Annotated in this window: 23 protein-coding genes and 3 other annotated features (1 of these 26 running past the window's edge); of the genes, 7 read left to right on the forward strand and 16 right to left on the reverse strand. The window is 35.2% G+C overall.

The window, feature by feature from the left end; genetic code table 11:
- Positions 1-15 (reverse strand) — a binding site (T-box leader) (it extends 205 nt beyond the left edge of the window).
- Positions 16-24: 9 nt separating this feature from the next.
- Positions 25-1,101 (reverse strand): bifunctional 3-deoxy-7-phosphoheptulonate synthase/chorismate mutase, encoded by a 1,077-nt coding sequence (locus BTOYO_RS01190; RefSeq protein WP_001273577.1) that lies wholly within the window; start codon positions 1,099-1,101, stop codon positions 25-27.
- Between the two features lie 194 nt (positions 1,102-1,295).
- Positions 1,296-1,532, reverse strand: a binding site (T-box leader).
- Positions 1,533-1,586: 54 nt separating this feature from the next.
- Positions 1,587-1,823: a binding site (T-box leader), on the reverse strand.
- A 108-nt stretch (positions 1,824-1,931) separates the two neighbouring features.
- On the reverse strand, positions 1,932-5,414 hold the full coding sequence (locus BTOYO_RS01195; protein WP_000265199.1) for a DUF4020 domain-containing protein: 3,483 nt from the start codon (positions 5,412-5,414) through the stop codon (positions 1,932-1,934).
- Positions 5,415-5,595: 181 nt separating this feature from the next.
- On the opposite strand from BTOYO_RS01195, the gene BTOYO_RS01200 reads away from it, so the two are divergent.
- Entirely contained in the window at positions 5,596-6,033 is a 438-nt protein-coding gene (locus BTOYO_RS01200) for a YndM family protein (RefSeq protein ID WP_001013100.1), read from the forward strand.
- A gap of 128 nt (positions 6,034-6,161) precedes the next feature.
- Here the strand turns inward: BTOYO_RS01200 and BTOYO_RS01205 are convergent, their stop codons facing one another.
- From BTOYO_RS01205 to BTOYO_RS25725, 3 genes are read right to left on the reverse strand one after another with little or no spacing between them, the layout of a single operon-like run.
- Complete coding sequence (locus BTOYO_RS01205; RefSeq protein ID WP_000709524.1) at positions 6,162-6,692, reverse strand: cysteine hydrolase family protein; 531 nt, start codon at positions 6,690-6,692, stop codon at positions 6,162-6,164.
- 41 nt (positions 6,693-6,733) lie between these two features.
- Positions 6,734-7,273, reverse strand: coding sequence for a GNAT family N-acetyltransferase (locus BTOYO_RS01210; RefSeq protein ID WP_000898791.1), 540 nt, complete (start codon positions 7,271-7,273; stop codon positions 6,734-6,736).
- Positions 7,274-7,282: 9 nt separating this feature from the next.
- Complete coding sequence (locus BTOYO_RS25725; RefSeq protein ID WP_225988035.1) at positions 7,283-7,549, reverse strand: YfzA family protein; 267 nt, start codon at positions 7,547-7,549, stop codon at positions 7,283-7,285.
- A 141-nt stretch (positions 7,550-7,690) separates the two neighbouring features.
- Between BTOYO_RS25725 and BTOYO_RS01215 the strand changes: the two genes are divergently transcribed.
- A complete protein-coding gene (locus BTOYO_RS01215) occupies positions 7,691-8,212 on the forward strand; it encodes a kinase (protein WP_000987481.1) in 522 nt (173 codons plus the stop codon).
- A 39-nt stretch (positions 8,213-8,251) separates the two neighbouring features.
- On the opposite strand, the gene BTOYO_RS27210 is transcribed toward BTOYO_RS01215, so the two are convergent.
- The 4 genes from BTOYO_RS27210 to BTOYO_RS01235 form a co-directional block, all read right to left on the reverse strand.
- Positions 8,252-8,917 (reverse strand): hypothetical protein, encoded by a 666-nt coding sequence (locus tag BTOYO_RS27210; RefSeq protein WP_000206092.1) that lies wholly within the window; start codon positions 8,915-8,917, stop codon positions 8,252-8,254.
- 52 nt (positions 8,918-8,969) lie between these two features.
- Positions 8,970-9,392 carry an SMI1/KNR4 family protein gene (locus BTOYO_RS01225; protein ID WP_000665933.1) on the reverse strand — a complete coding sequence of 141 codons (423 nt, stop codon included), beginning with the start codon at positions 9,390-9,392 and terminating at the stop codon, positions 8,970-8,972.
- 204 nt (positions 9,393-9,596) lie between these two features.
- Positions 9,597-11,063 (reverse strand): cell wall-binding protein EntB, encoded by a 1,467-nt coding sequence (gene entB, locus BTOYO_RS01230; RefSeq protein WP_000720110.1) that lies wholly within the window; start codon positions 11,061-11,063, stop codon positions 9,597-9,599.
- Between the two features lie 215 nt (positions 11,064-11,278).
- Positions 11,279-11,770 carry a hypothetical protein gene (locus tag BTOYO_RS01235; protein ID WP_000077243.1) on the reverse strand — a complete coding sequence of 164 codons (492 nt, stop codon included), beginning with the start codon at positions 11,768-11,770 and terminating at the stop codon, positions 11,279-11,281.
- 180 nt (positions 11,771-11,950) lie between these two features.
- On the opposite strand from BTOYO_RS01235, the gene BTOYO_RS01240 reads away from it, so the two are divergent.
- Complete coding sequence (locus BTOYO_RS01240; protein WP_000687538.1) at positions 11,951-12,331, forward strand: VOC family protein; 381 nt, start codon at positions 11,951-11,953, stop codon at positions 12,329-12,331.
- A 51-nt stretch (positions 12,332-12,382) separates the two neighbouring features.
- Entirely contained in the window at positions 12,383-12,868 is a 486-nt protein-coding gene (locus tag BTOYO_RS01245; protein ID WP_001171007.1) for a GNAT family N-acetyltransferase, read from the forward strand.
- Between the two features lie 99 nt (positions 12,869-12,967).
- On the opposite strand, the gene BTOYO_RS01250 is transcribed toward BTOYO_RS01245, so the two are convergent.
- The 3 genes from BTOYO_RS01250 to BTOYO_RS01260 form a co-directional block, all read right to left on the reverse strand.
- Complete coding sequence (locus BTOYO_RS01250) at positions 12,968-13,513, reverse strand: NADPH-dependent FMN reductase (RefSeq protein WP_000335421.1); 546 nt, start codon at positions 13,511-13,513, stop codon at positions 12,968-12,970.
- Between the two features lie 287 nt (positions 13,514-13,800).
- A complete protein-coding gene (locus tag BTOYO_RS01255; protein WP_001172119.1) occupies positions 13,801-14,337 on the reverse strand; it encodes a DinB family protein in 537 nt (178 codons plus the stop codon).
- A 111-nt stretch (positions 14,338-14,448) separates the two neighbouring features.
- Positions 14,449-15,495 (reverse strand): DUF2332 domain-containing protein, encoded by a 1,047-nt coding sequence (locus BTOYO_RS01260; protein WP_001259294.1) that lies wholly within the window; start codon positions 15,493-15,495, stop codon positions 14,449-14,451.
- Positions 15,496-15,872: 377 nt separating this feature from the next.
- Between BTOYO_RS01260 and BTOYO_RS01265 the strand changes: the two genes are divergently transcribed.
- A complete protein-coding gene (locus BTOYO_RS01265) occupies positions 15,873-17,375 on the forward strand; it encodes a malate:quinone oxidoreductase (protein ID WP_000069153.1) in 1,503 nt (500 codons plus the stop codon).
- Positions 17,376-17,436: 61 nt separating this feature from the next.
- On the opposite strand, the gene lsrB is transcribed toward BTOYO_RS01265, so the two are convergent.
- From lsrB to BTOYO_RS01285, 4 genes are read right to left on the reverse strand one after another with little or no spacing between them, the layout of a single operon-like run.
- A complete protein-coding gene (gene lsrB, locus BTOYO_RS01270; protein WP_000823645.1) occupies positions 17,437-18,480 on the reverse strand; it encodes an autoinducer 2 ABC transporter substrate-binding protein LsrB in 1,044 nt (347 codons plus the stop codon).
- Entirely contained in the window at positions 18,477-19,466 is a 990-nt protein-coding gene (locus BTOYO_RS01275) for an ABC transporter permease (protein WP_000683485.1), read from the reverse strand. The genes lsrB and BTOYO_RS01275 overlap by 4 nt, the downstream gene beginning before the upstream one ends.
- Positions 19,463-20,416, reverse strand: a complete 954-nt coding sequence (locus tag BTOYO_RS01280; protein ID WP_000827682.1) for an ABC transporter permease subunit — start codon at positions 20,414-20,416, stop codon at positions 19,463-19,465. The genes BTOYO_RS01275 and BTOYO_RS01280 overlap by 4 nt, the downstream gene beginning before the upstream one ends.
- On the reverse strand, positions 20,413-21,894 hold the full coding sequence (locus tag BTOYO_RS01285; protein ID WP_000427976.1) for a sugar ABC transporter ATP-binding protein: 1,482 nt from the start codon (positions 21,892-21,894) through the stop codon (positions 20,413-20,415). The genes BTOYO_RS01280 and BTOYO_RS01285 overlap by 4 nt, the downstream gene beginning before the upstream one ends.
- Before the next feature lie 271 nt (positions 21,895-22,165).
- On the opposite strand from BTOYO_RS01285, the gene BTOYO_RS01290 reads away from it, so the two are divergent.
- Complete coding sequence (locus tag BTOYO_RS01290) at positions 22,166-23,131, forward strand: sugar-binding transcriptional regulator (protein WP_002038949.1); 966 nt, start codon at positions 22,166-22,168, stop codon at positions 23,129-23,131.
- The gene (gene lsrK / locus BTOYO_RS01295; protein WP_000105706.1) at positions 23,116-24,678 is read left to right on the forward strand and encodes an autoinducer-2 kinase; all 1,563 of its coding nucleotides are present in this window, start codon (positions 23,116-23,118) and stop codon (positions 24,676-24,678) included. Before BTOYO_RS01290 ends, lsrK begins: the two co-directional genes overlap by 16 nt.

The following is a 24,678-nucleotide window of genomic DNA, read 5'->3' on the forward strand; positions in this document are numbered from 1 at the left end:
CTTCAGCGCATATATGATATGGAATTAAGATAATTTATTTTTGAAACCTTTTAACTCATCCATGAATCTATGGAATTCTGGAATGTCCATTTGTTGTGCAGAATCTGATAATGCAACTGCTGGATCTGGATGAACTTCAGCCATTACTGCATCAGCTCCAATAGCAAGTGCCGCTTTCGCTGTTGGTAATAATAAATCTCTACGTCCAGTTGAATGTGTTACGTCAACGATAACTGGTAAATGTGTTTCTTTCTTTAAAATCGGTACTGCAGAAATGTCTAATGTGTTACGTGTTGCTCTTTCGTATGTGCGGATACCGCGCTCACAAAGAATAATTTGGTCATTACCTTGCGCAATAATGTATTCTGCTGCATTAATGAACTCATCAATTGTTGCTGCTAATCCACGTTTTAGTAATACTGGTTTATTAACTTTACCTACAGCTCGTAGTAAATCGAAGTTTTGCATGTTACGTGCGCCAACTTGAATTACATCAACGTATTCTAATGCCATTTCAACATCGTTCGGATTTAAAATTTCACTAATAATCGCTAAGTCGAACTCATCTGCTACTTGGCGTAAAATTTGTAACCCTTCTACTCCTAAACCTTGGAAATCATATGGAGATGTTCTCGGTTTGAAAGCACCACCGCGCATTAATTTTAAGCCTTGGTCTTTCATAGCTTGCCCTACTTGGCGAACTTGCTCTAAGCTTTCTACTGCACAAGGCCCCATGATGAACGTTTGTGTTCCGTCCCCAATCAATTCACCTTTTACATTAACGATTGTATTTTCTTGTTTCTTTTTACGTGATACTAATAACGCCTTACGGTTATCATCTTCTTGTAATTCTAAGCTAGCTTTGAAGATTGTTTTGAAAATATGTTGAACTGTTGACGTTTCGAATGGTCCTTCGTTGTGCTCTGCGATCATATCAAGTACTTCACGCTCACGTACTGGATCAAAGCGTTTCGTACCTTGTACTTGCTTTTGCTCCCCGATTTTTTGAACGATTTCACCACGTTTGTTTAAAAGGTGTAATAGTTGTAAGTTAATTTCATCTACCTGTTTACGTAATTGATCTAATTCATGATTTGCCATTTGGAAATCCTCCTCTAATGTTTTAAAAGTATAGTAAGAGAATGAAAAATTCTCTATTTTCTGAACTGGTTAATTATACAAATTTAAAGTGGAATCGATACCTCTTCTTATCTTAAACTAATAATTACCACAAAGACACTAGCTACTAGCTGAAAATCACTTTTTTTGTACAAAAAAGCCCTACTGATCCAATCAGTAGGGACGATATTTATCGCGGTACCACCCTAGTTGTAGACTTCTTTCGTCTACCTCTCTTCCTTGTTAACGATCAATGTGACCGTCTTTCCCTTCATAAAGACAATACTATCTTTACTACGAAAAAGATGCTCCAGGACTGTAATTCGCTCTTGTTTTTGTACTGGTTCGCACCAACCACCAGCTCTCTGTTACAGGGAAACAACAACTACTGCTTTTCCTTTCAATGCATGACTATTTTATTTTCAAGTTGGACCACTAAAATACAAAAAGTCCCTACTGAATAAATCAGTAGGGACGATATTTATCGCGGTACCACCCTAGTTGTAGACTAACTTTCCGTCTACCTCTCTTCACTGTTAACGATCAATTGACCGCTCTTTCTTCATAAAGACAATCCTATCTTTACTACGAAAAAGATGCTCCAAGACTGTAATTCATGATTATCCCTGTACTGGTTCACACCAACCACCAGCTCTCTGTTACAGTAAGACTAACCACTACTGTGATCTCTTCATTGCACTTTGTTTATTCAAATGTTTTTGAAATTGAATAAGTATGATTCGTATTATAGAACGCTTTTCAAAACACTGTCAATATGTTTTTTATATATTTTTTAAAATTCCACTTTCGTCCTATATTTCTTCTTGTAAATTCCCCATTACAATTCCGATGCGAATCATCTCATTTTCTATTAAGTTTAATACGTGTTTTTCTATTCCAAACTGGGCTAATCGTTTTTTTATTTGTATGATTTCATTTTCAAGAAAATCAGCTTCCTGACGTGTTTGCAGTAAAGTGAAAAACACATTTGCATACATTTCTTTATACGCTTTCATACTCTCTTTCTTTTCAAGCATTTCAATAAATAACTGTTTCATTTCCTCTCCTGCACATTCTCCATTTACATCTATAAATGTACGCGACAAAATACGTAATCCTTTTTCTAAAATCTCATCCATGTATAAAATAATACGTAAAATCATTACATATTCTCTCGTTGTTATCTCACCCATTTTTGGTCGTTCTCGTAAAAATATACTGAGCCAAGCTGTCCAAAATTTTTGTTGTTCTTTTACACTTAATGTTTTAACGTAATAGCATAAATGTTGCATAAATTTAATTTTATTCTCTTCATTTTCTCGTATAAGCAACGGATATAGCCAATCTGTTTTTTGTTCCCAATACAGCACACATTTTATAAATACAAAACTAAGCCACTTCAAGAAAGCTTCCCTCGTATGCGGGTGTAAAACTTCTAAATGCTCTACTGCATACTTAATAAACCTCTTCATTTCAGTAAATAAAGGTAAATTTATTTGCGTATAACATAGACCTGCCCAAGCATATTTCGTAATCTCATTTTCTTTCTTTAATTCTAAGTAAGGTAACAAATATTTTCGGCACCATTGTTTCTCAATATGATATAAAAATGTAATATCTGCTATTAAACGCGCAAACATAAAGTTTGTCCGTTCAGAACTTACTCTTACTTGTTCTTCAAATAAAAATAAATATTCATACACATTGCGATCGTATAAATGATCATATGATAACAGTTTTAATAATACAGCTGTCATTTTTCCAACAGGATGCTGAATCGACTCATTATAAAAGTCTTGTTTTCCAATCTTAAAATCTGTATCGCTTTTCATAACTTGAGGAAATACCGAAAAAGCAAAACGTTTTACAAACCGTATACTATTCTCCTCTAACTCTTCTAATCGATTACTAATCTCATATAGAAAACTACTAATTAACCAATGAAACGCAGTGTTTCTAACAAATTTCTGTAACAGCGGAATAATTTTTTGGATTTGCCCATTTGTCAGTCTCCGGTTATTTCGCCACTCTCTAATACAAACAAACCACACTTCGTTACTTATTTCATGCATGCCTACTAATTGGTACGCAAATGAAATACTCCACTCTGTATTCAATTTACATGCCTTTGATAACATCTCTAAAAAATGACGTTGTTCAAAAACACCGTCATTCGAAAATTGCCGAATTTGGTTCATGATTTCATCGTCTTTCAGCTGCAGTAATCCATCGGCAGTTACATTACAAGTAATACTTTGTTCGATAGCCTTTTTTTTAGGTACACTGTATAGAACAGAATGAAAATGCGGATGTTTCTGTTTCATTAGCTCGTATCCTTGTGCTGTTGATGGACTATTTGAATCACAAGTGAATAATAAATCTAAGACTAAACAAACATCAAATGCCCTCTCCTCTGCAAGGTGCTTCGTTGCAGTTTGAATGACTTCTTCCTTTGTTTTTTCTAAAGAATGTGCGTAATGATTTTTTAAAAGTTGAAACACCTCATGTTTATATGTGACATCTAAAAGAAGCCCTTCCTGTAACAACCATTTCATTTTATCATCTACGCTAACAAATAAATTTTTATTCATCGCATCAATTGCAATTCGCTTTTGAAGCAAACTATTTGCTTCTATCATTTCTGTAATATAATAATTCGCTTTTTTCTCATTGTTTTCACATAAATAGATTAGACACTCTTTTACAATTTGAATTAAAAATGCAAGGTCATTTTGATGAAACTCTTTTTCTACATTTTCCTTATTTCTTTTTTTCAGTGCCGTTTGTCTTAATGACAACATTCGCATCTTCTCTAATCCCATCATCAAAATGGGAACTGCGTAATAAGAAATATGCGGTCTCATCTTCTCATTCCAAATTTGCTCCACATGAGAAAATGTAGACACCGGTAACCGACTCGATTCCTCAAGTTCAATGGATTCTTGCGTATCATTTCCTAACTTTCTTTCACGCTTCAACTTAAGTTTTCCGTCCAAAATAAACGTTAGTAACAATAAAGCAATTTCTTTATGCTCAGGAAAAAAACACTTTTGCAATAAGTAAGAGATTTTTTCTATAGATTTACTATCTTTTTCAGCTGTTTCTAATAAAAGGAGTGTCCATCTTGCAAACAACAATGGGTCCATTTTGATCTTCGTCTCGTTTAAATAGCTGCAAATTGTTCTCCATAATAACGGGGATATTTTAGAATGATTTTTAAAAATCAATTGAAATAATTCTTTCTGATGACTAAAAAGAAATTGTTCCACCAACCATTCTGCAAGCAATTCATCTACTTCATCATAGGTTGACGTAAGCAAAAATAAATTTCGTAATTTCCCCTCTGCTTCAAGCCATTCCACCCATTCATAATCTCGGGCAAATTCAACAAAATATCGAACAGTTTCAATTTTTTTAATGGACTGTTTTATGTAGGATAATTGTTCCTGCTCTACTGATGGTGGCACTGTTACAATGTCACGAATACGCATTCTTTTTGTAATATAATTATCCCCCATTAATTCCGCCCAGCGTTTTACCGCTTTGACGAGGGACTGGTGATTATTTGATTTATTCGGATACACAATCGGCCTTATCCCTAAATGTTCCCAGTGATACGTATTTTCTCCTTGTGCGACAAATGCATAGCGCCTTGTACTTGGTGGTAAACCAGTTGCTAAATATTTCATTACTGGGTCATTATGGCTATACCCAACGAATAAAACGGTGTAATTGGAGAATAAATCAACTAAAAATCTTCTCGCCCATCCTTCCGTTAAGTAAGCCCTTCCAAAATCACCATCTGTTAAAATTAAAGCTTCCTTTTCTTGTTCTATATTTCCATGTATGTAAGCAAGCCCTTTAAACGCTCTACCTGTAGGTAAAGCAGGTGCATAATAAACATTTAATTCTCTATTCATTTCGTTCATCGCAGTTGTAAAATGTCGATCAAAATTCGTCGTTACAATGCGAACTTCTGTATCTAAAGGAAACAACCTCGGAATTGCAAAATGAAGCGGATTTGGTTTTGACGTTTCTATATGAACTAGGTCTTTTGCAACTTGATGTACATCTTTTGTTTTCGCAATTTTACCAAGATAATAATCATGAGGTTCTGTTATTTCACGCTTTTCGACATATAAAGTTTTTGCAATTTCATCAACTAAATCATCAAAATTCGGTAAGTTTGATTTCCCTTTCATAGAAACTCCCGCTCCAACAAACAATACTAACTTTCCTTGTTCAAGATGATCGATTAGCTCATCTGGAATTTCTACTTCTGAAGTAATCCACATTTGGATTCACCCCTTACCTAAAAATGTCATATACTCTCATTTTACTATAACATTTTTTTGTTATTTTTTTAATATTTAGACATAAATTCGAACATGAAAAAGTTTTATTTAAATATATTAGTTACAATGTATGAACTCCTGAGTTTATTGCAAAACTATGTATAAATCGGAGGTGTAACTATTGAATGGTTTTACTGTAGTACTTATCAAATTCATATCATGCATTATCGCATTTAGTATCGGACTAGCTTTATTTTTCCCTGCAACGTTCGTCCAAATTATTTCATTCAGTCTTTTTGTGACAATCGTATCTTATATGTTCGTTGATAAAATTATTTTAAATCGCATTGGCAATACTGGTGCCATTATGACAGATTTCTTATTAGCGTATTTAAGCGTTTGGATTTTCGGTAATATTTTATTAGACAACTACATGCAAATTGCATGGGGAAGTATCCTTTCAGCGATTGTCTTCACATTATCAGAAGTAATTGTACATCGCTTCTCTAACTCACACACAAGACATCACAACGATAATATTCATATTAATCGCCGATTTGCATATGGTACGGAGTTTGCTGAAGAACAGAATGTATTGGATAAAGATAAGAAGAAGTAACATCTTGATGAAGGAGCTCCCTTTTTAATCATGTGGGCTCCTTTTTCTGTACTATCATTTCGGTACATGAAATTATATAGACTTACCAACAATATTTGATATGTTATCTTCAAATAAAAAACTGCCTCTTATTTAGAGGCAGCCACTTTCAAATCTTTTAACGTCACAACATCAGCAAACGCTCCAAACACTACGTTATGATGCTTCACAATATCTTCAGCACGTAACACATCTGTATCAAATGTACTATGTGCATCACTTACTAACGTTACTTTATACCCTTCACTACATGCTCTGCGCGTTGTCGTATCCACACAGTACTCTGTTTGCATGCCTGAAATAATAACATGTTCAATTCCTTTTTCTTGTAACACTTCGTTTAAGTTTGTTTTATGGAATGAATCTGGCGTCGTCTTTTCAACGATACTATCACCCTCTTTTGGTGCAATTGCCGCATGCACCTCCCAGCCATCTGTCCCTTTTTCTAACGGGTGATCTTTTGGCCCGTTATGTTGGACATACATAACCGGAATATCATTTGAGCGACATTCCCCAATGAGTTCTTGTAATGTTTCTAAAAACTTTTCCCCATTATGTACTGATATTCCTGCTGTATACATACCTGCTTGTACATCAATTACTATTAATGCTTTTTTCATTTCGCTCATCCCCTTTGTTTGTATAAGCCATTGGATATTCACTATAGTTGTTTATATTCTATCATCCAACAATCTTCTAATTTCCCCTCATGCAGTTCATGTTCCTTTAAAATCTTCACTTTTTTAAATCCGCATTTTTCATAACACTTTATCGCACGTTCATTATTTACTTTTGGATCCATTGCGATTGCTTCCGCCCCCACGTTCTCTACAATATATGTAATCGCTGCTTGAACGAGTTTTGTTCCGATTCCCTTTCCCCAAAAGGTCGGTTCTCCGATAAATTGATCCATCCCCCATATATTTTGCGATTCTTCATATCCATATAACGCTTTCCATTCAGAATCAACTTGGTACATTTGAATGTATCCGATCGGCACTTCATCAAATTCTATTAAACATCTTTTTTCATGGCTGTTTGGATTATGTATAAAATGAGTAAGCACCATTTCTACAGATTGCGGATTATCGCGTCCTTCGTAATACTGCAAAACTTCTGGGTCTGTTAACCATTTAGACATGATAGGTGCGTCATCTTCTATTACGTACCTAACCAATAAATCTCCTTTTTGAAAAAGCATGTGACACCTCTATTGTTCCTGTATATTTTTCTTTACTATTACATCTTTACTTGCACCTACTAGTGCATATGGTAGTAATGTTATCGCAAAAAATATTGTAAATACATTCAATTGCGAGATTTTATATGGTGTGAACCATTCCGTGAAAAATTGAGAATGTAAAACTCTATTAAAAAACTCTCCGCCCAGTCTAAAGTTTGGTTTCCATTCAGTAACATCACAAATAATAAAAATGAATTGTACAATTAAAAATGCCCCTAAATACCGAAACCAAATTCAATTCCAAATCGGCTGCACTTTATTTAATGTATCTTCCATCTAGCTCTCACCTTTTTTATTTCTATCATATTGATTATACACTTTCCTCACTTTATTTGTTAAAATTTTCTATACAATCAAAGATGTTGGGGGAAATATATGATGTCTAATCCTATACAAAAATCAACTTTAATTATCCTTCGGGGAAACTCCGCAAGTGGCAAAACAACAATCGCAAAGGAACTGCAAGAACATTTCGGGCAAGGTACACTATTAGTCTCACAAGATGTCGTGCGTAGAGATATGCTAAAAGTACACGACACAATGGGTAACTTATCTCATGATTTACTATTTGAAATTACAAAGTATGGAAAAGGAAAATGTGAATTTGTTATTTTAGAAGGTATTTTAAACAGTCGTAGATACGGTAATATGCTGAAAGAATTAATACACCACTTTGATGGAAACGCGTATACATACTACTTCGATTTATCATTAGAGGAAACGATCAGACGCCATAATACAAGAGAAAAACGAATTGAGTTTGGAGAGGATTCATTACGAAAATGGTACAATCCTCACGATACAATTGTAGTGAATAGGGAGACTGTTTTTACAGATGCTTTTACGCAAAAAGATATATTTCATGCGATTCTTAATGATGTAACGATACAAAAATAAGACCGACAGAATATGTCAGTCTTATTTTCGTTATGTACTTTATATTTTGGTTTTTATAATTGAACAATCTTTACATAAATAAAAATATATATTCATTTCCCCGAACTGGAAATCAACTACTGAAATAAGTTTCCGTTCCTTAATATCTTGTGTAATTGTAGCAACATACTTCATTTCTTTAGAGCAAGTTGGACATGCAAAATCCTCTGGAAGATCTTCATATAATGGTGCCCCTAATAATCTACAAACATATTCTGAACCGAACAAGTCAAAAGCTTCCCAGTAACTATTCTCATCAGTAGGTATATCTTCATTTTTCATATTTATAAGCTTTACAGTTGTTTTTGGTAATGAAACTGGAAGCTTATCTTCCTCTTCCATTACCCATTCTTCTGTATTTTCTTGCCGTATAATTTGAACTGTTTTACCTCCATTACTTAATTGGAAATATTGTGGCTCCCACACCATTGCACAATTCAAGCATGAAACTAATGGTAAAATATTTAGTTCTCCACTTTTAAGTTCAGCAAGCCGCTCATCATTCAAATCAAAACAAATGATTTGGTGCATCTTCTCACCACATAACTTACATACTGGTAAATGACAATCTTGATCGCCGAAATAATGATTATACAAATCTTTCCCTTCGATTACTCTATACCCTTTCTTTTCATTGCAATATGCGCCATATAATTCCGTTGTCATATTCCATCCTCGCTTTATATAAATGTGATCCACCATATTATATTAATTAACACTAAAAAGCATCGTCTTCCTGCATAGTTTCTATAATAAATCCTTTTAAATTTCGGGCTATTTCTTCCCTTTCCGCATCTTCGTGATACCAAATATATATTTCATCACAAACTATTCCGTTATGTATTTTAAAGCACAATTTATCCCCTGAACCATCGTCACCAATTATCATAAGGTCTTCAGATATATATTCATCTCTCAACTCAATATTTTGTCTAACTACATCATCCCAAGTTTTTGCTACATTTTTATTATCTTTAATAGGATATAATATCCATTCCCCTATTTCAGCGTTATTTACTAATTTAAAAAGATCTCTATATTGTGCCGGGAAAACAACACCTAACTTTTCTTCGGTTTCTTTTATATACAATTCAAATACACCTTGTTTCTTTGTTTCAATAATTTCTCTTACTTCTTTCATACAATACACCTATCCTTTGAACTTAATTACACGAATATGAGTGAAAGTGCTTAGCAAATAATTTAATTTATATATTTCATTATATATTAACCCTTCGTTGCCATCATACTGTTCTTGTCAATTTCTCAATGAATCACACTAACTCAAAAAATAAAAGCCAGCCTCAATAAAGAGAACTGACTTCTATCTAGATAACTATATATATTATAGAATTTTCACTTTAACGGTTTGTCTTCCCCAATTCATAGCTTTACTTTTTGACCCCATTAAAACATCAATGCGATTACCTTTAATTGCACTTCCGGTATCTCCAGCGATAGCTTCTCCATAACCTTCTACCCATACTTTAGATCCTAAAGGAATTACTTTCGGATCAACTGCAATAATTCTCATATTCGGATTAGCCGTTAAATCATGCCCCATCGCAGTTAAAACGCGTCCACCATATGTACCATTTTCACTTGGATCAGCAGTATATGCTGTCGCTACTACCGTTAATTCACGTTTAGCAGACTGTGTGTTATTTTTAGATTCTTCTTTTGCTTTCGCTTCTTCTTTAGCCTTTTCTATTTCTCGAGCTTTCGCTTCTTCCTTAGCCCTTGCTATTTCTTTGGCTTTCGCTTCTTCCTTAGCCCTTGCTATTTCTTGGGCTTTTGCTTCTTCCTTAGCCTTTGCTATTTCTTGGGCTTTTGCTTCTTCCTTAGCCCTTGCTATTTCTTGGGCTTTTGCTTCTTCTTTAGCCTTTGCTATTTCTTGGGCTTTCGCTTCTTCTTTAGCCTTTGCTATTTCTTGGGCTTTCGCTTCTTCTTTAGCCTTTGCTATTTCTTGGGCTTTCGCTTCTTCCTTAACTTTTTCTACCTCTTTTACTTTTGCTTCTTCCTTAGCCTTTGCTATTTCTTGTACTTTCGCTTCTTCCTTAGCCTTTGCTATTTCTTGGGCTTTCGCTTCTTCTTTAACTTTTTCTACCTCTTTTACTTTTGCTTCTTCCTTAGGCTTCGCTATTTCTTGTACTTTTGTTTCTTCTTTAGGCTTCGCTATTTCTTGCACTTTCTTTTCTTCCTTACCTTTTGCTACTTCTTGTACTTTTACTTCTTCCAGCATTTTTGTTGTTTCTTTTGTTTTTGCTATTTCCTGTATTTTTGCTACTTTCTGCGTTTTGGCTTCTTCCTTAGCTTTTACCGCTTTTTGTACTTTCGCTACTTGCTTCGTTTTCTCTCCAGCTTTCTTTTCACTTGGTGCTGTACTTGATAGGAAAGAAACATTTGCATAAGCTGTTTTTCCTTTATACTCAAATTGTAGCCATCCGTCTTTTGCTTGATGCGTTGATTCAATTACATCATCTTTTTTCAGTCTACCAAGAATTTCTGATTCTGTGTTTGCTTCAGAGCGTACATTTAACAAGTTTGCTGTTACATGATAAATATCTTTTGTAAACTCCGAACTTACAAACAATTCTTTACCATTTAAATCAATTTTTGACCATCCTTCTTCGGTATTTATTACTTTTAACTTTTGTCCTTCTTTTACTTTTTCGATAACTTTTGATTCCGTAGTTGGCTTTTCACGTACGTTGAGTACATCCGCTGTTACGATCGTTTCTGCGATAGCAGATGTAGTAAAAGCCCCCAATCCAAAAACTGTTGCTGTTGCTGCGCCAATTATTTTTTTCATATTAGCCTCCATTGCTTTTTTTGGGTTTTATGAAATGCTCCCATAAAATTAGGTAATTTCACGGAATATCAAAACATTTGCAATGATATATTTATACTGCCTAATATACCGTTATTAAAACCCTTTACTCCAATAGTATCAAATTCTCATTTTTAATTCTATAAATTATCAATCTCTTTATCTTATATAAACGTTTCTAATCCTTTTTCTTTTTACTAAATAGTCGTTGCAATTCCTGCCAGAAATAAACTTACAATTGCTAAAAATGAAGTACCGACTATAGCCCCTCTTAAATGGAACATGTAATCTTTATATCCCTTCATCCCATCCGTACAAGGAATAACAACAAACCTCGGAGTAATCCAGCAAAAAATAAGCCAATCAATTATAATTAAATCTACTAAATTGAAGATCATTAAAATGCCTAAAGTATGTAAATAAGCTTCAATATACAATAATTTTTCTTGTTGATGTAGTATATATGTAGAAACGAAAGGAGTACCGAAAAGAATTATATTGTATGCAATATTAAAGTAAATCGTTTGCTTTTTTTCATGAATTGATTTCGGAAGAACTACCTTTTGAATATCTTTCGGATAATCATTTAATGATAGACGAGGATTATAATATACAGACCCCAATATCATTACGGAAAGTACAATAGACATAATGACACCAACGTACATCATTTGCTCAAATTGACTCATAAGCCTCATTCACCCTTTTCTGTAATTCCTATGTAAGTCATTCACTTAATTACACATTGTATGTACGGACACAACTAAAAATTAAAAATTATCTTTTTTGCCAAATCAAATCCCTTGTAATATAAATACAGTTTTTATACAGTGAAAGCCTAATTAGTACAGATAGGATTGGTGGAACCTATGAAAATTGAACATATCGCAATTTGGGTAAATGATTTAGAATTAATGCGTGATTTTTATATAAAATACTTTAACGGTAAATCAAACTCTTTATATCATAATGAAGCGAAACAATTTGAATCTTATTTTATTACGTTCGAATCTGGAGCAAGGATCGAACTAATGCGTAAAAAAGGTATAGAAAACCAGCCTAACCTTCATATAACTGGCTATGCACATATGGCTTTTTCTGTCGGTAGTGAAGAACGTGTAAATACATTTACTACAACATTACAAGATGATGGTTACCCTTTATTAAGTGGACCTCGTTTCACTGGAGATGGATATTACGAAAGTGTGATAGGCGATCCGGAAGGTAATCAAATTGAAATTACGATTTAGCTTACTTTTTCTTTTCTGAAGAACAAATAAAAATTGGTTTGGAGGAATATTATGCAAAAGCTATATTTTACTAAATATGGAGCAACAGATTTCAATCAATATTTCCAACTCGTATCAAATGAAGAAGTGATGGCGCAAATTACCGAGCGTGCCATTCCGTTAGATGAGGCACAAAATGACTTTGAAAAATTGTTAAAGCGCAACGAAAAGCATCGGCTATTTGGCTCCTATAAAGTGTATGACTCTATTACAAATGAATATATCGGCCTTGGACACGTTACACTCAGTGAGGAAAATGAAAAAGAGGCTGAAATTGGTTATATGATTTTGCCAGGATACTGGGGAAAGAGATATGGTAGTGCGATTGCAAAGGAATTAATGCATATAGCGAAGCAAACAGAAGTAAACGTATTAAAAGCAATTATTGATCCGAATAATATCCCCTCTCGTAAAATATTATTAAACTTCGGTTTTACATCTGAAAAAGTTTGCGAGATTGATGGATTGCCTGGGGAGATTTTGAGTACATATATTTAACTATATAAAAAAGCAGTGCTACATTTGAACTAACCGTAGCATTGCTTTTATCTTTTATTATTATAAAAGTCCATTTTCACTTTAATACGAACTAAATCATTATTTCTTTATCTCGTCTACTACACTTTGAACTAAAGAGATAAGAGCTTCCTTTGTATCCTCATCTGTTACCTTTGCATCATTACTAAATTTAGTGCGCGCTGATGAGATTAATAGCGAACCATTTTGAACGACAATTGTATCTAGCATACCTAGCGTAAGTAATAATGATTCATGAGCTTTATCCCCTCCAGCAATCGACGGTGAAGCTGTTATAATAGCAACTGGCTTTTTATAAAGTTCCGCTGATGAAACAAGCCATTCTAATGCATTCTTCAAAACTCCTGGAATACTTTTTGCGTACTCTGGTGTACAAATAATAAGTGCATGTGCCTCACTTAATGTCTTTCGAAATTTTTCAACAACAATCGGTGCTCCAACTCGATCTACATCCGGATTAAAATGAGGTAGTTCCCCTATCCCATTATAAATAGTGTAATCTATACCTTCTGGAATAAATGCTGCTAAAGTTTTTAATACGTTTGTGTTGGATGACCCTTCCCTAATACTTCCTGAAATCGCTATGACCCTTTTGTATTTACACATATGATCCCCCTAAGAACATCATACTGATACAGCCATAGAAAAATCAAAAATATTGAATCATTTAACAAATGTACATCCGTTAAATTTGTTTACATAATAATATTATGAGTATAAAAAACGAATCAGTTATTACTTTCACCGTTTTTCATTTAGTCTCTACATACCACGCACTATTCCACCACCGAAAGTAAAACTTTCTCAAGCTCTTTTTTAGACAACATACTATCGTTTATATACACTTGGTATGCATTTCTTCCTTCTTTTGCAGGTACTACTATTTTTTTATTTTAACATGCTGGATATGCATTAGAACCCAAATAACGTTCTTTTATAATTTGACGATGATGAAGCTCATGACCAGCGATAATGTTTGCTAATGCAAGAACCGTGACTTCAGAATTGTTCGCGATTCCCCTTTGTAACCAGGCTTCTTTATCTAAACTTTTAAGCAAATGCACAGTAGATTGGCGAACAACTATTAAATTCTCAAGAAGATCTTGCATAGATTGCTTATCAAAAGCTGCTCTAAGAACATACATATCATCGTTATATCCAGGAAGTTCTGCTGTCTCGCCTCTTGCTATGGAAAGCAATCGATATGCCATAATACGTTCAGTATCCACAATATGACCGATTACTTCTTTTATACTCCATTTATTAGGAGCATATCGAAAATGTCCCTCACTATCAGAAATATCTTTCAATAAAAGATTTGTTTCCTTCATTTGTTGCTCTAGAATACGTATGATATCTCCATTTGGTATTAAATTTATGTACGTTGAATAATACGGATTATATTCATTTGCGTCTGGTCTCTTTTGCATGCTTATCATCCTTTTTATCTTATCTTTATATACAACTTATCATAAAGTATTATCATATTAATCAGATAATTTAAATTCTAAAACAAAAGGTCCCCTTCCTATAGAATTACATTAACAAAGCGACTCATCCCCAAGCTTCCAACTAAACCATCTCCCATGCCCTTCCGTTTCCCCAACAGTTTCACGATATTCGTTTCCGTTAATATAATAATCAATATGAAGATCACGATCCCACATGTTGTTATATAGGTGGAATACATCACGTTTTGCACCAATTTCTTTCATTTGTTTTTCTAGCGTATGTTTTACATTCTCAGGTATTTGGTTTGCCACATGTGTATGGAAAATACAAATAACAGCATCTTCCCTTATTTGATTTACAATGGCCGGAAGAAGCGCTACACCGTCCCCTTCAATTAATTGCACTGATTTTTCTTTTACAAGCGTCGCTGCTTGGTCAAACATTTCAAGCCTTTCTTTATGTTCTGGCCAAATGAGTGCACGTAGCCATAAATAATTTTCCTCATTATGTAAATCATTCACATGTAAATCAAGCCCGATTCTTTCTACGACAGGCGGACTTTGTTTTAGAAAACGCGGCACATTCTCCCCTCTTATTTCAGAAGTTACATGCACATTTGAATTTACATTTCCGTACATTTCATCCGTTCCGTACGAATAACGGTATTGGTCCCAGAACAATTGTAATCCAGAGCTTGTCCCAATTTCAATTAATGCTACTGGTTTATTCACTTTGTTAAATATGTAACAGAAACTTGGGTATAAGTATGCACACCTCCTTACTTCATTTGTTTGAACGAGTTTTGTTTGTAACAAAGTAATGATTTCTTCTCGGTATTCTTTACAGAAACCTTTAAAATAATCAAAAGCTTTATCTAAATTTGTTTCGGCATTTTCAACTAAACTACTATAATACGTTTTTAAATGATGTTCTTTCCCTGCAAGCAATAAATAATGTACTGCACCTAATAATAAGTTTGGGACTGGTTGACCTACCTGAGCATAGGACGATAGTGTAAGTACTTCCTCATCTTCAGCAATTTTCATTGATAAATATTCATATAAATCACTTGACCCTTTACATTCCTTTATTGAAAAGTTTCGAAATAAGTTTGAAATTTGCTCTTTTGTACGCATTAAAGTCCCTCCTTTTTTTTCAGAATAATCTTACCATTACCGAGAGAAAAACCCCATAAAAAGGTACTCGATTTAGTCACTTAAGGATACGTAAGCTTTTTCGAGATAATTTCAAACTGTAATTTTTTTCTATTCATTAACTGAAAAGTGCTTGTTAAATAAGAATTTTGGCAAATAAAACGTTAAATAGTTTAAAATTATCAGATAACACTAGATATTTTAGTCTATTAATTATTATAATAGAGTATGAGATGGTTATATAATTGAGACAAAAAAGGTATACACCTAGGTGGGGCCTAGGCGGTGTTTCTCTTTTACGGCTTAGACATAGAAAACACCTACTCTTTTTTGCCAATATAGGGGATGGAGAGATTATCATGAGCAACATGCAGCAAAAAACAGACGTTATCTTAATTGGTGCAGGAATTATGAGTGCAACGTTAGGCTCATTACTAAAAGAATTAGCACCTGAATGGGAAATTAAAGTTTTTGAAAAACTCGCAAGTGCCGGGGAAGAAAGCTCTAACGAATGGAATAATGCAGGTACAGGGCATTCTGCGCTATGCGAACTGAACTATACTTCCGAAAAATCTGACGGATCTATAGATATTAGTAAGGCTGTAAAAGTGAATGAGCAATTCCAGCTTTCAAGACAATTTTGGGCATATCTTGTAAAAAGCAAATTAATTCGTAATCCACAAGATTTTATTATGCCACTTCCTCATATGAGTTTAGTAGAAGGGGAAAAAAATGTAGAGTTTCTAAAAAATCGTTTTGAAGCGCTTTCAAAAAATCCACTGTTTCAAGGAATGGAGTTTTCTGATGCTCCTGAAACATTAAAAAAATGGCTTCCTCTCATTATGGAAGGTCGTACATCTAATGAACCGATGGCTGCAACGAAGATTGACTCTGGAACAGATGTTAACTTCGGTGCATTAACACGTATGTTGTTTGATTACTTACAAACGAAAAATGTCGAGCTAAACTACAAACATAGTGTCGAAAATATTAAACGCACGAAAAATGGTTTGTGGGAAGTAAAAGTACACGATATGAATAGTGGTAAAATTGAGCATCATACTGCAAAATTTGTCTTTATCGGTGGCGGTGGCGGTAGCCTACCTCTACTACAAAAGACAGGTATTCCTGAATCAAAACATATCGGTGGATTCCCAGTAAGTGGACTATTTATGGTATGTAAAAATCAAAAAGTCATTGAGCAACATCATGCAAAAGTATACGGTAAAGCTAAAGTTGGTGCTCCGCCAATGTCTGTACCTCATCTGGATACGAGATATATAGATAATAAAAAAGCTTTATTGTTCGGACCGTTCGCAGGGTTCTCACCTAAATTCTTAAAAACTGGTTCAAATCTTGACTTAATCGGTTCTGTAAAACCGAATAACGTCTTAACGATGTTAGCTGCTGGTGTAAAAGAAATGGGACTAACAAAATACTTAATTCAACAAGTTATGTTATCACATGAAAAACGTATGGAAGAATTACGCGAATTCATTCCGAACGCAAAAAGTGAAGATTGGGATATTGTAGTTGCTGGGCAACGTGTACAAGTAATTAAAGATACTGATGCTGGCGGTAAAGGCACACTTCAATTCGGTACAGAAGTTGTAAGTGCAGCTGACGGATCAATCGCTGCATTACTAGGTGCTTCACCAGGTGCTTCTACTGCCGTTCACGTCATGCTTGAAGTATTAGAAAAATGTTTCCCTGATCGTATATTAGGATGGGAAGAAAAAATAAAAGAAATGATTCCTTCTTATGGCATTTCTCTTACTGAAAATCCAAGACTATTCCAAGATTTACACACTTCAACTGGACGTACACTTGGATTAAACGAAAAAGAAACTGTTCATAATTAATGAATACATTCACAAAATGACATAATAAAAACGTCCGATATATTCGGACGTTTTTTCTTCATTAAAAATTATACTTATCAATATTATCTTTCGTAAAGACAACTCGCTCTGGTAATACGATAATTCCGTTTCCTTCTGCCTCATAGTCATATCCTTGTATGGAGTTAGGCTCTACTTTCACTTTTCCGATACCTTTTACTTCGAAGCTATCCCCTACTTTTAACTTCTTCCCTTTCACAACAATTTCATTTGCTACATATGTTGCGAGAGCCCCTTGCTGTTTTACATCCCATAATCCAAATTGTTGTACTGTTCCTCGTTTTACATAATCACGCATAACGTTCGGCGTAGAAAATCCAGTTACAACTACTTTTTTATCCATTTTTAAATTTTCTGCTGCTTGTGCCATTGCTGGAAGTGCTGTTGCATCTGGACAAATGACTGCGTTTATATCAGGATACGTTTTTAATATGTTCTCCCCTACTGACAAAGACTTTTGCGCATTATTTTCACCATACTGAGTCGTTACAATTTCCCAGTTCGGATATTTCTTTTTAATTATTTCTTTCGCCTTCGTTACCCATTGGTTTTGATCCGTTACAGTTGGACTTGAATAAAAGAATGCTACTTTTCCTTTATCTCCAATTTGCTTTGAAGTCATTTCAATCAATACATTAGCAAGTTGATCTGGTGTTCCTTGACTTATATAAAAAGAACGATCTTTCGGATTCACATCAGAATCCCACGTTAACACTGTCATCCCTTTTTTCTTAGCACGTTGCAGTGATTGTGATAGGCCGTCCACCGACGTAGAAGAAACCATTAGTGCATCATAGTTTTGGTTAATAAAATTGTTTATATATTTTACTTGTCCTGATACACTCGCTTCAGACGGTCCATCATATTTTACTTGTACACCTAGCTTATCCCCCATCTCTTTCGCGCCTTCACCACCTGATGTGAAGAAACCAACTCCAGTTAATTTCGGGATGAATGCAAATTTTACATCATCAGCCTTTTTCTTATCTGCTGTTTGACTAGAGCAAGCAATTAAACCGATTAAACAAATACATACAATAATAACAATCCCCAGTTTTCTCTTCATGAAATTTCCCCCTTATGCAAATTTCTTCTTTTTCCCGCTAAGAATGGATGTACTTTGAAATGTCTCATAATAACTGAAAGAATAAGGATAATACCAATCACTACATTGGATTGTTCATTAGTTAAGCCTGTCATTTGCAAGCCATACTGCATTAGTCCTATAAATACACTCGCTAGTACAGTACCGATAATACTTCCTTTTCCCCCTGTAATAAGTGTCCCGCCTAATACGACTGCTGTAATGATCGGTAAAATTGTTTCACTTCCCATATCAGCACGTGCGGAACCAAAATATGCAGTTAAGAAAGCTCCCCCTAATCCACCTCCTAACCCAGAAATTATATAAGCGATGATGACTACTTTCTCCGTTTTGATTCCGGTGTATTTCGCTGCATTTTCGTTTGCGCCTGTTAATTTTACGTGGCGCCCATATATGGTACGATGAAACAATACAGTGCATAAAACAGTTAATACGATTAGGATCCATAATAGATTAGGTATTCCTACTAAACTACCATTTGCCAGTTGCACATACGCATCAGGTAAACCACTTATTCCTTCGTATCCAGAAGCGCCCGCACCTCCTGAAATGACGAGTGCAATTCCTCCGTATAAAAACATCGTTCCGAGTGTAACGACAAGTGGTTCTACACCTGTCATTTTTATAATGATTCCGTTTAAAGCGCCTGCTAAGCAACTTATTATTAGGGCGATTATGACAGCAAACAAAATAGGTATTCCGCTCATCCAAAGTACACCAATCAAAATCGAAGTGAGCCCCATTATTGAGCCGACCGATACATCAATTCCTCCTGTTACAATAACGAAAGTCATTGGTATCGCCGCGATTGCGATAAATAGGAAATCATTTGTACTAAAAAGGAGATTACTAACGTTGAAGAAATCACTATTTAGAAAACTAAAGAGAATGAATTCTATAAGAAGGAATACGATTAGAACACCTTCCCATCTGTAAACATGCTTCATATATTCATCCTCCTTTCTGCTCTCCACTTTTTCATTACACTATCTAATATAATAATAAGTAATAGTAAAAATCCTGAAATAGCATTATTCCAAAATGCTGGTATTTTTAAAAAGACGAGTGAACTGCTTATTGCTTCTAAAAATAATGCACCTAATGCGGCCCCAAATATAGAACCTGTTCCCCCTTTTAAATGAATTCCTCCTAGCACAGCAGCTGCGATAACCTGTAGTTCTATTCCTGTACCTGTTTGATTTGGAACGAACCCGATATTCATAACAAAAATGCAACCAGCAAGTGCCGCACTTAAGCTCGATATAATAAACGCATTTATCTTCACTTTATTAACAGGTATCCCAATGAGTCTTGCACCATTTTCATTATCACCTACCGCATAAAAGTATCTTCCGTACGGCACTTTCATTAAAAAGAAATAGAGTAGTAGTAAAATAATAAGAACAATCCATACAGTTATCGGTAGACCAAGTATGACGATAGATGACAGCTGCTTAAAAACGTTTGGAATATCTTCAATCCACTTCCCGCCTGTGAAGATTAACATTGCACCTCTAATAATTCCTAGCATGCCTAATGTCATAATAATGGCTGGTACCCGAAACTTCGCAACGCCAATCCCGTTTAAGAAACCGATAATAGTGCCAAGTATCATAGTAGCAACAATTGAAAAGAATGCACTATACCCGTTCGTTAACAACATTCCGCAAACCGCTGCGCTTAATCCCATAATCGAGCCAACTGATACGTCTATATTTTTCGTAAATAAGACGAAAGATTGGCCAATTGCTAGAACGACTAAAATAACGCTTGATTTCATCATTAAAGATAACGAGTTAAACTGAACAAAACTAGGATTTATCATTCCGACAATGGCTATATACATAAGTAGTAACAGTATGATAGACGTTTCGTGCATTTTATACATGCGTTTCATTCCGTTACACCCCCATATGCAAGACGTGTAACTTCACCTACACTCATTTGTTCTTTCTCTAAATGAGAAACAAATTGACCATTTCGCATTACATATACACGGTTAGAAAATTGGACAATTTCCTCAATATCTGAAGAGATCATTAATATGGCGAGTCCTTCCCCTTTCATTTTTTCTATCGCCTCATACACTTCAAGTCTTGCTTTTGCATCAATTCCGCGCGTCGGTTCATCGAGAATAATAATTTTTGGGTTACATGCTAAATATTTCGCAAGCACGACTTTTTGCTGATTACCTCCTGATAAAGATGCCAGTTCTTCATTCATGTTTGGCACAACAATTCGAAACTGGTCTATATACGACTTCGCTAAAGCGCTTTCTTTTTCTCGGCTAATAAAAAAACGATTATTTTGCTGTAAACATGCTGCTGTAATATTTTCTGTAACAGATGCGATTGAGAAAATCCCATTCCTCGCTCTATCCTCTGGCACATAAACGAGTCCTTCGCCTAGCCTTTTATGCAAAGAAAATGTATCAATAGATTTTCCTTCTAATAAAATAGACCCTGTTTTTATAGATTTCAATCCAAATATCGCTTCTGCTAATTCAGTTCTACCTGATCCAACGATGCCAGCAATACCTACAATTTCTCCAGCGTGTACAGCGAATGATATATTTGAAAATGCGTGGCCAGTTACATTCGTTACTTCTAATATTTTTTTCGTCCTTTCTATCTCTTGAACTACTTCTCTTTTTTCTTCCTGTTTATATCCTTTTGGCAATAGTCCCTCCATCAGCATGTCATAAGTATAGTCACATACATCCCCTTGGCTTATAATCATTCCATCACGTAATATCGCTACTTTATTAGCAATTTCAAAGATTTCTGGAAAACGATGCGTAATGTATATCATCCCAATTCCTTTTTCTTGTAAACTTTTCATCAACACAAAAAGACTCTTCATTTCGTGAGTTGTTAATGTCGATGTTGGCTCATCTAAAATAAGAATCTCGGCTTCTCGTATTAATCCCCTAACGATTTCTACTAATTGTTGCTGCGCAATGGATAACGATGCTCCTAGCTCATAAAGGGCAATATCCCAACCTAAACTGTCCATTAATTGCTGAATCTTTACTTTCAGTTCCTTTTTCTTTCTGTTTAGCCCAATACATATATTTTCTTCAATAGTCATATGCGGAAAAATGAGTGGTTCTTGTGGTATTAAATACATACGTTCTCGATGTGCTTCTGACGGATTTGAAAATTGTTGCCTCTTTCCTTTTACATACATTTCTCCACTATCATACGAATATAACCCCGTCAATATTTTCATTAATGTTGATTTTCCAGCACCATTTCCCCCAACTAAAGCGTATATATCTCCACGCTCTACTTGTAAGTTCACTTCTTTTAGCACAAGTTGATTTGAAAACGCCTTACTCATTTTCTTTACTTGTAATAAGGGTATGTTCTCCACATGATGTCACCTGCCTTTATCCCGCTATTTACTACCCGTTCATGCCCGATTGGTGCGGGCTGAAAATCAGTGGAATGAATAACCCCCCCCACTAATTACAGTTTCACTTTATGCAGAACATTTTTTGAGAAAATGATTATTTGTTCTACTTGTTTTGTAGCATTGTATATTCCTTTTTTCATATCTAGAACACTTTTTTCACCAGACGTTTCATCGTTTCAACTGGAATAAACAAAATATGTGGCACATATGTTTAAGCATTGGTCAATTGTTGAAAGGGATGAAGAGTATGCCACAGCTGAACTTTGAAGAAAATTTGTTAACAAAAGTCGCTTGGTACTATTATAAAGATCAATTAACACAACAAGAAATCGCTTCACTTCTTCACATTTCAAGAAATAAAGTGGTTCGGTTATTAGATAAGGCGCGCAGTGAAGGAATCGTTACTTTTCACGTAAAAGGGACTGGTTTACACTGTTTGAGCATTGAGCGTGACCTAATGAAAAAATTCAACCTAAAAGATGCTTTCATTATCCCTACTCCAATAGACAATTATGCCACTTCTCTCGGAAAAGCTGCTGCACAATATTTAGAGACTCAGCTCCAGCAAGGCGATTTACTCGGTATTGGCTGGGGAGAAACGATTAGCAAAATGCTAGAAAACATTCATTTTGAAAGTTCTATTAATCTTTCAATCGTAACGCTAACAGGCGGAGTCAACCACTACCTCCCAAGAAAACAAAATTATTTACATTACATGCAAGGTGATCTTCATATTATCCCCACTCCTTTTCTTGCATCTACTACTGAAATGGCAAAAAGTATTTTATCAGAACCGAGTGTGAAAGATATGCTTCATGTCGCTTCACTTGCACAAACGGCAGTTGTCGGTATTGGAGGGTTATCTCAAGATGCTACCATTGTGAGAGAAGAAAAATTAACACTACGTGAAATGACATATATTCGTAGCCAAAACGGTACTGGCGATATTTTAGGACAGTTTTATAATACGAATGGCGATTTATTGGAGCTTCCACATCACAATCGTCTTATTGGTACGCCGCTCTCTATTCTTCGCAATATGAAACATGTCATTGGTGTGGCTGGAGGTACAGAAAAGATAGATGCAATTTATGGTGCCTTAAAAGGAAAGTTCATTCATACATTAATTACAGATGAGGAAACAGCCCTCTCCTTATTACGAAAGGATGGTGATTGTAAATGTCTACTTTATTAGCTTTTGATGCTGGTACGGGAAGTATTCGAGCTGTACTTTTTGATTTACTCGGTAATCAAATTGCGGTCTGTCAAAAAGAATGGGTTCATAAAACCGATCCTCTTTACCCAGGCTCTATGAATTTTGATGTAATTGAAAACTGGGAGCTAGTACAACAGTGCACGAAAGAAGTTCTACAAAAAAGTAATACCTCTCCTTCTTCTATTCAAGCTATTAGCGCTACTAGTATGCGAGAAGGTTTTGTTTTATATGATAAAGATGGGCAAGAAATATGGGCTTGTGCAAATGTTGATGGGCGCGCATCCGCTGAAGTTAGTGAACTAAAAGAAATTCGGTCACATCTTGAAAAAGATTTATATACAAAGTCTGGTCAAACTTTTTCATTAGGTGCTTTACCTCGCCTACTTTGGATTAAAAAACATGAATCCGAAGTCTATAGCAATATTCATTCTTTTACGATGTTAAATGATTGGATTTTATATAAATTAAGCGGCGTACTGCAAATCGACCCTTCAAACGGTTGTACGTCCGGAATTTTTGATTTACACAATAGAACTTGGGATAACGATGTCGCTAAAGAGTGCGGGATAACTTTACCGTTTTCACCAAAAGTAAATGAAGCTGGCACCGTGATTGGTAATGTTACAAAAGAGTGTGCAGCATTAACTGGTTTACGCGAAGGAATTCCTGTAATCGCCGGGGGCGGAGATGCTCAAATGGCATCACTCGGAACTGGAGTCGTGAAGCCTAATCAAACATTAATATGCGGGGGCAGCTTTTGGCAACAAGAAGTGAATATTACTAAACCAATAACAGATCCGCATGCTGCGATTCGCGTAAATTGCCACGTCGTTCCAAACCTATGGCAATATGAAACGATTGCCTTTTTCCCAGGTCTCGTTATGCGCTGGTTTCGAGATGCCTTTTGCCAAGAAGAAAAGAAACTTGCAGAAAAACTCGGTGTAGATGCTTATGAATTGTTAGAAGAACAAGCGAAAGACGTACCGGTCGGTTCACATGGCATTATCCCTACTTTTTCAAACGTCATGAACTACATTTCTTGGCGTCATGCCGCACCTTCTTTTTTAAATTTAAGCTTAGATGCTGACAAATGTGGAAAAAAAGAAATGTTCCGCGCTATCGAAGAAAATGCCGCCTTCGTTACACTTGGTAACTTAAAGTTAATAGAAAATCTAACTGGTACGTTCCCTTCTGAAGTTATTTTTGCTGGCGGCGCCGCTAAAGGAAAACTTTGGCCACAAATTCTTTCAGACGTACTCGGAATTCCTGTTAAAGTACCTGTTGTGAAAGAAGCAGCTGCTTTAGGAACTGCGATTGCTGCTGGTGTTGGTGTTGGCATATATTCATCTATAGGAGAGACTGCCGAACAGTTTGTACAGTGGGAAAACACATTCGAACCAGTTACTGAAAATCACGAACTATATAAGGCGTTCTATGAAACTTGGAAAACTGTGTATGACAGTCAGCTCACTTTAGCTGATATAGGACTTACATCACATATGTGGATCGCACCAGGTGCACTGTAA

The sequence above is a fragment of the Bacillus toyonensis BCT-7112 genome (genome assembly GCF_000496285.1).
Classification (GTDB): domain Bacteria; phylum Bacillota; class Bacilli; order Bacillales; family Bacillaceae_G; genus Bacillus_A; species Bacillus_A toyonensis.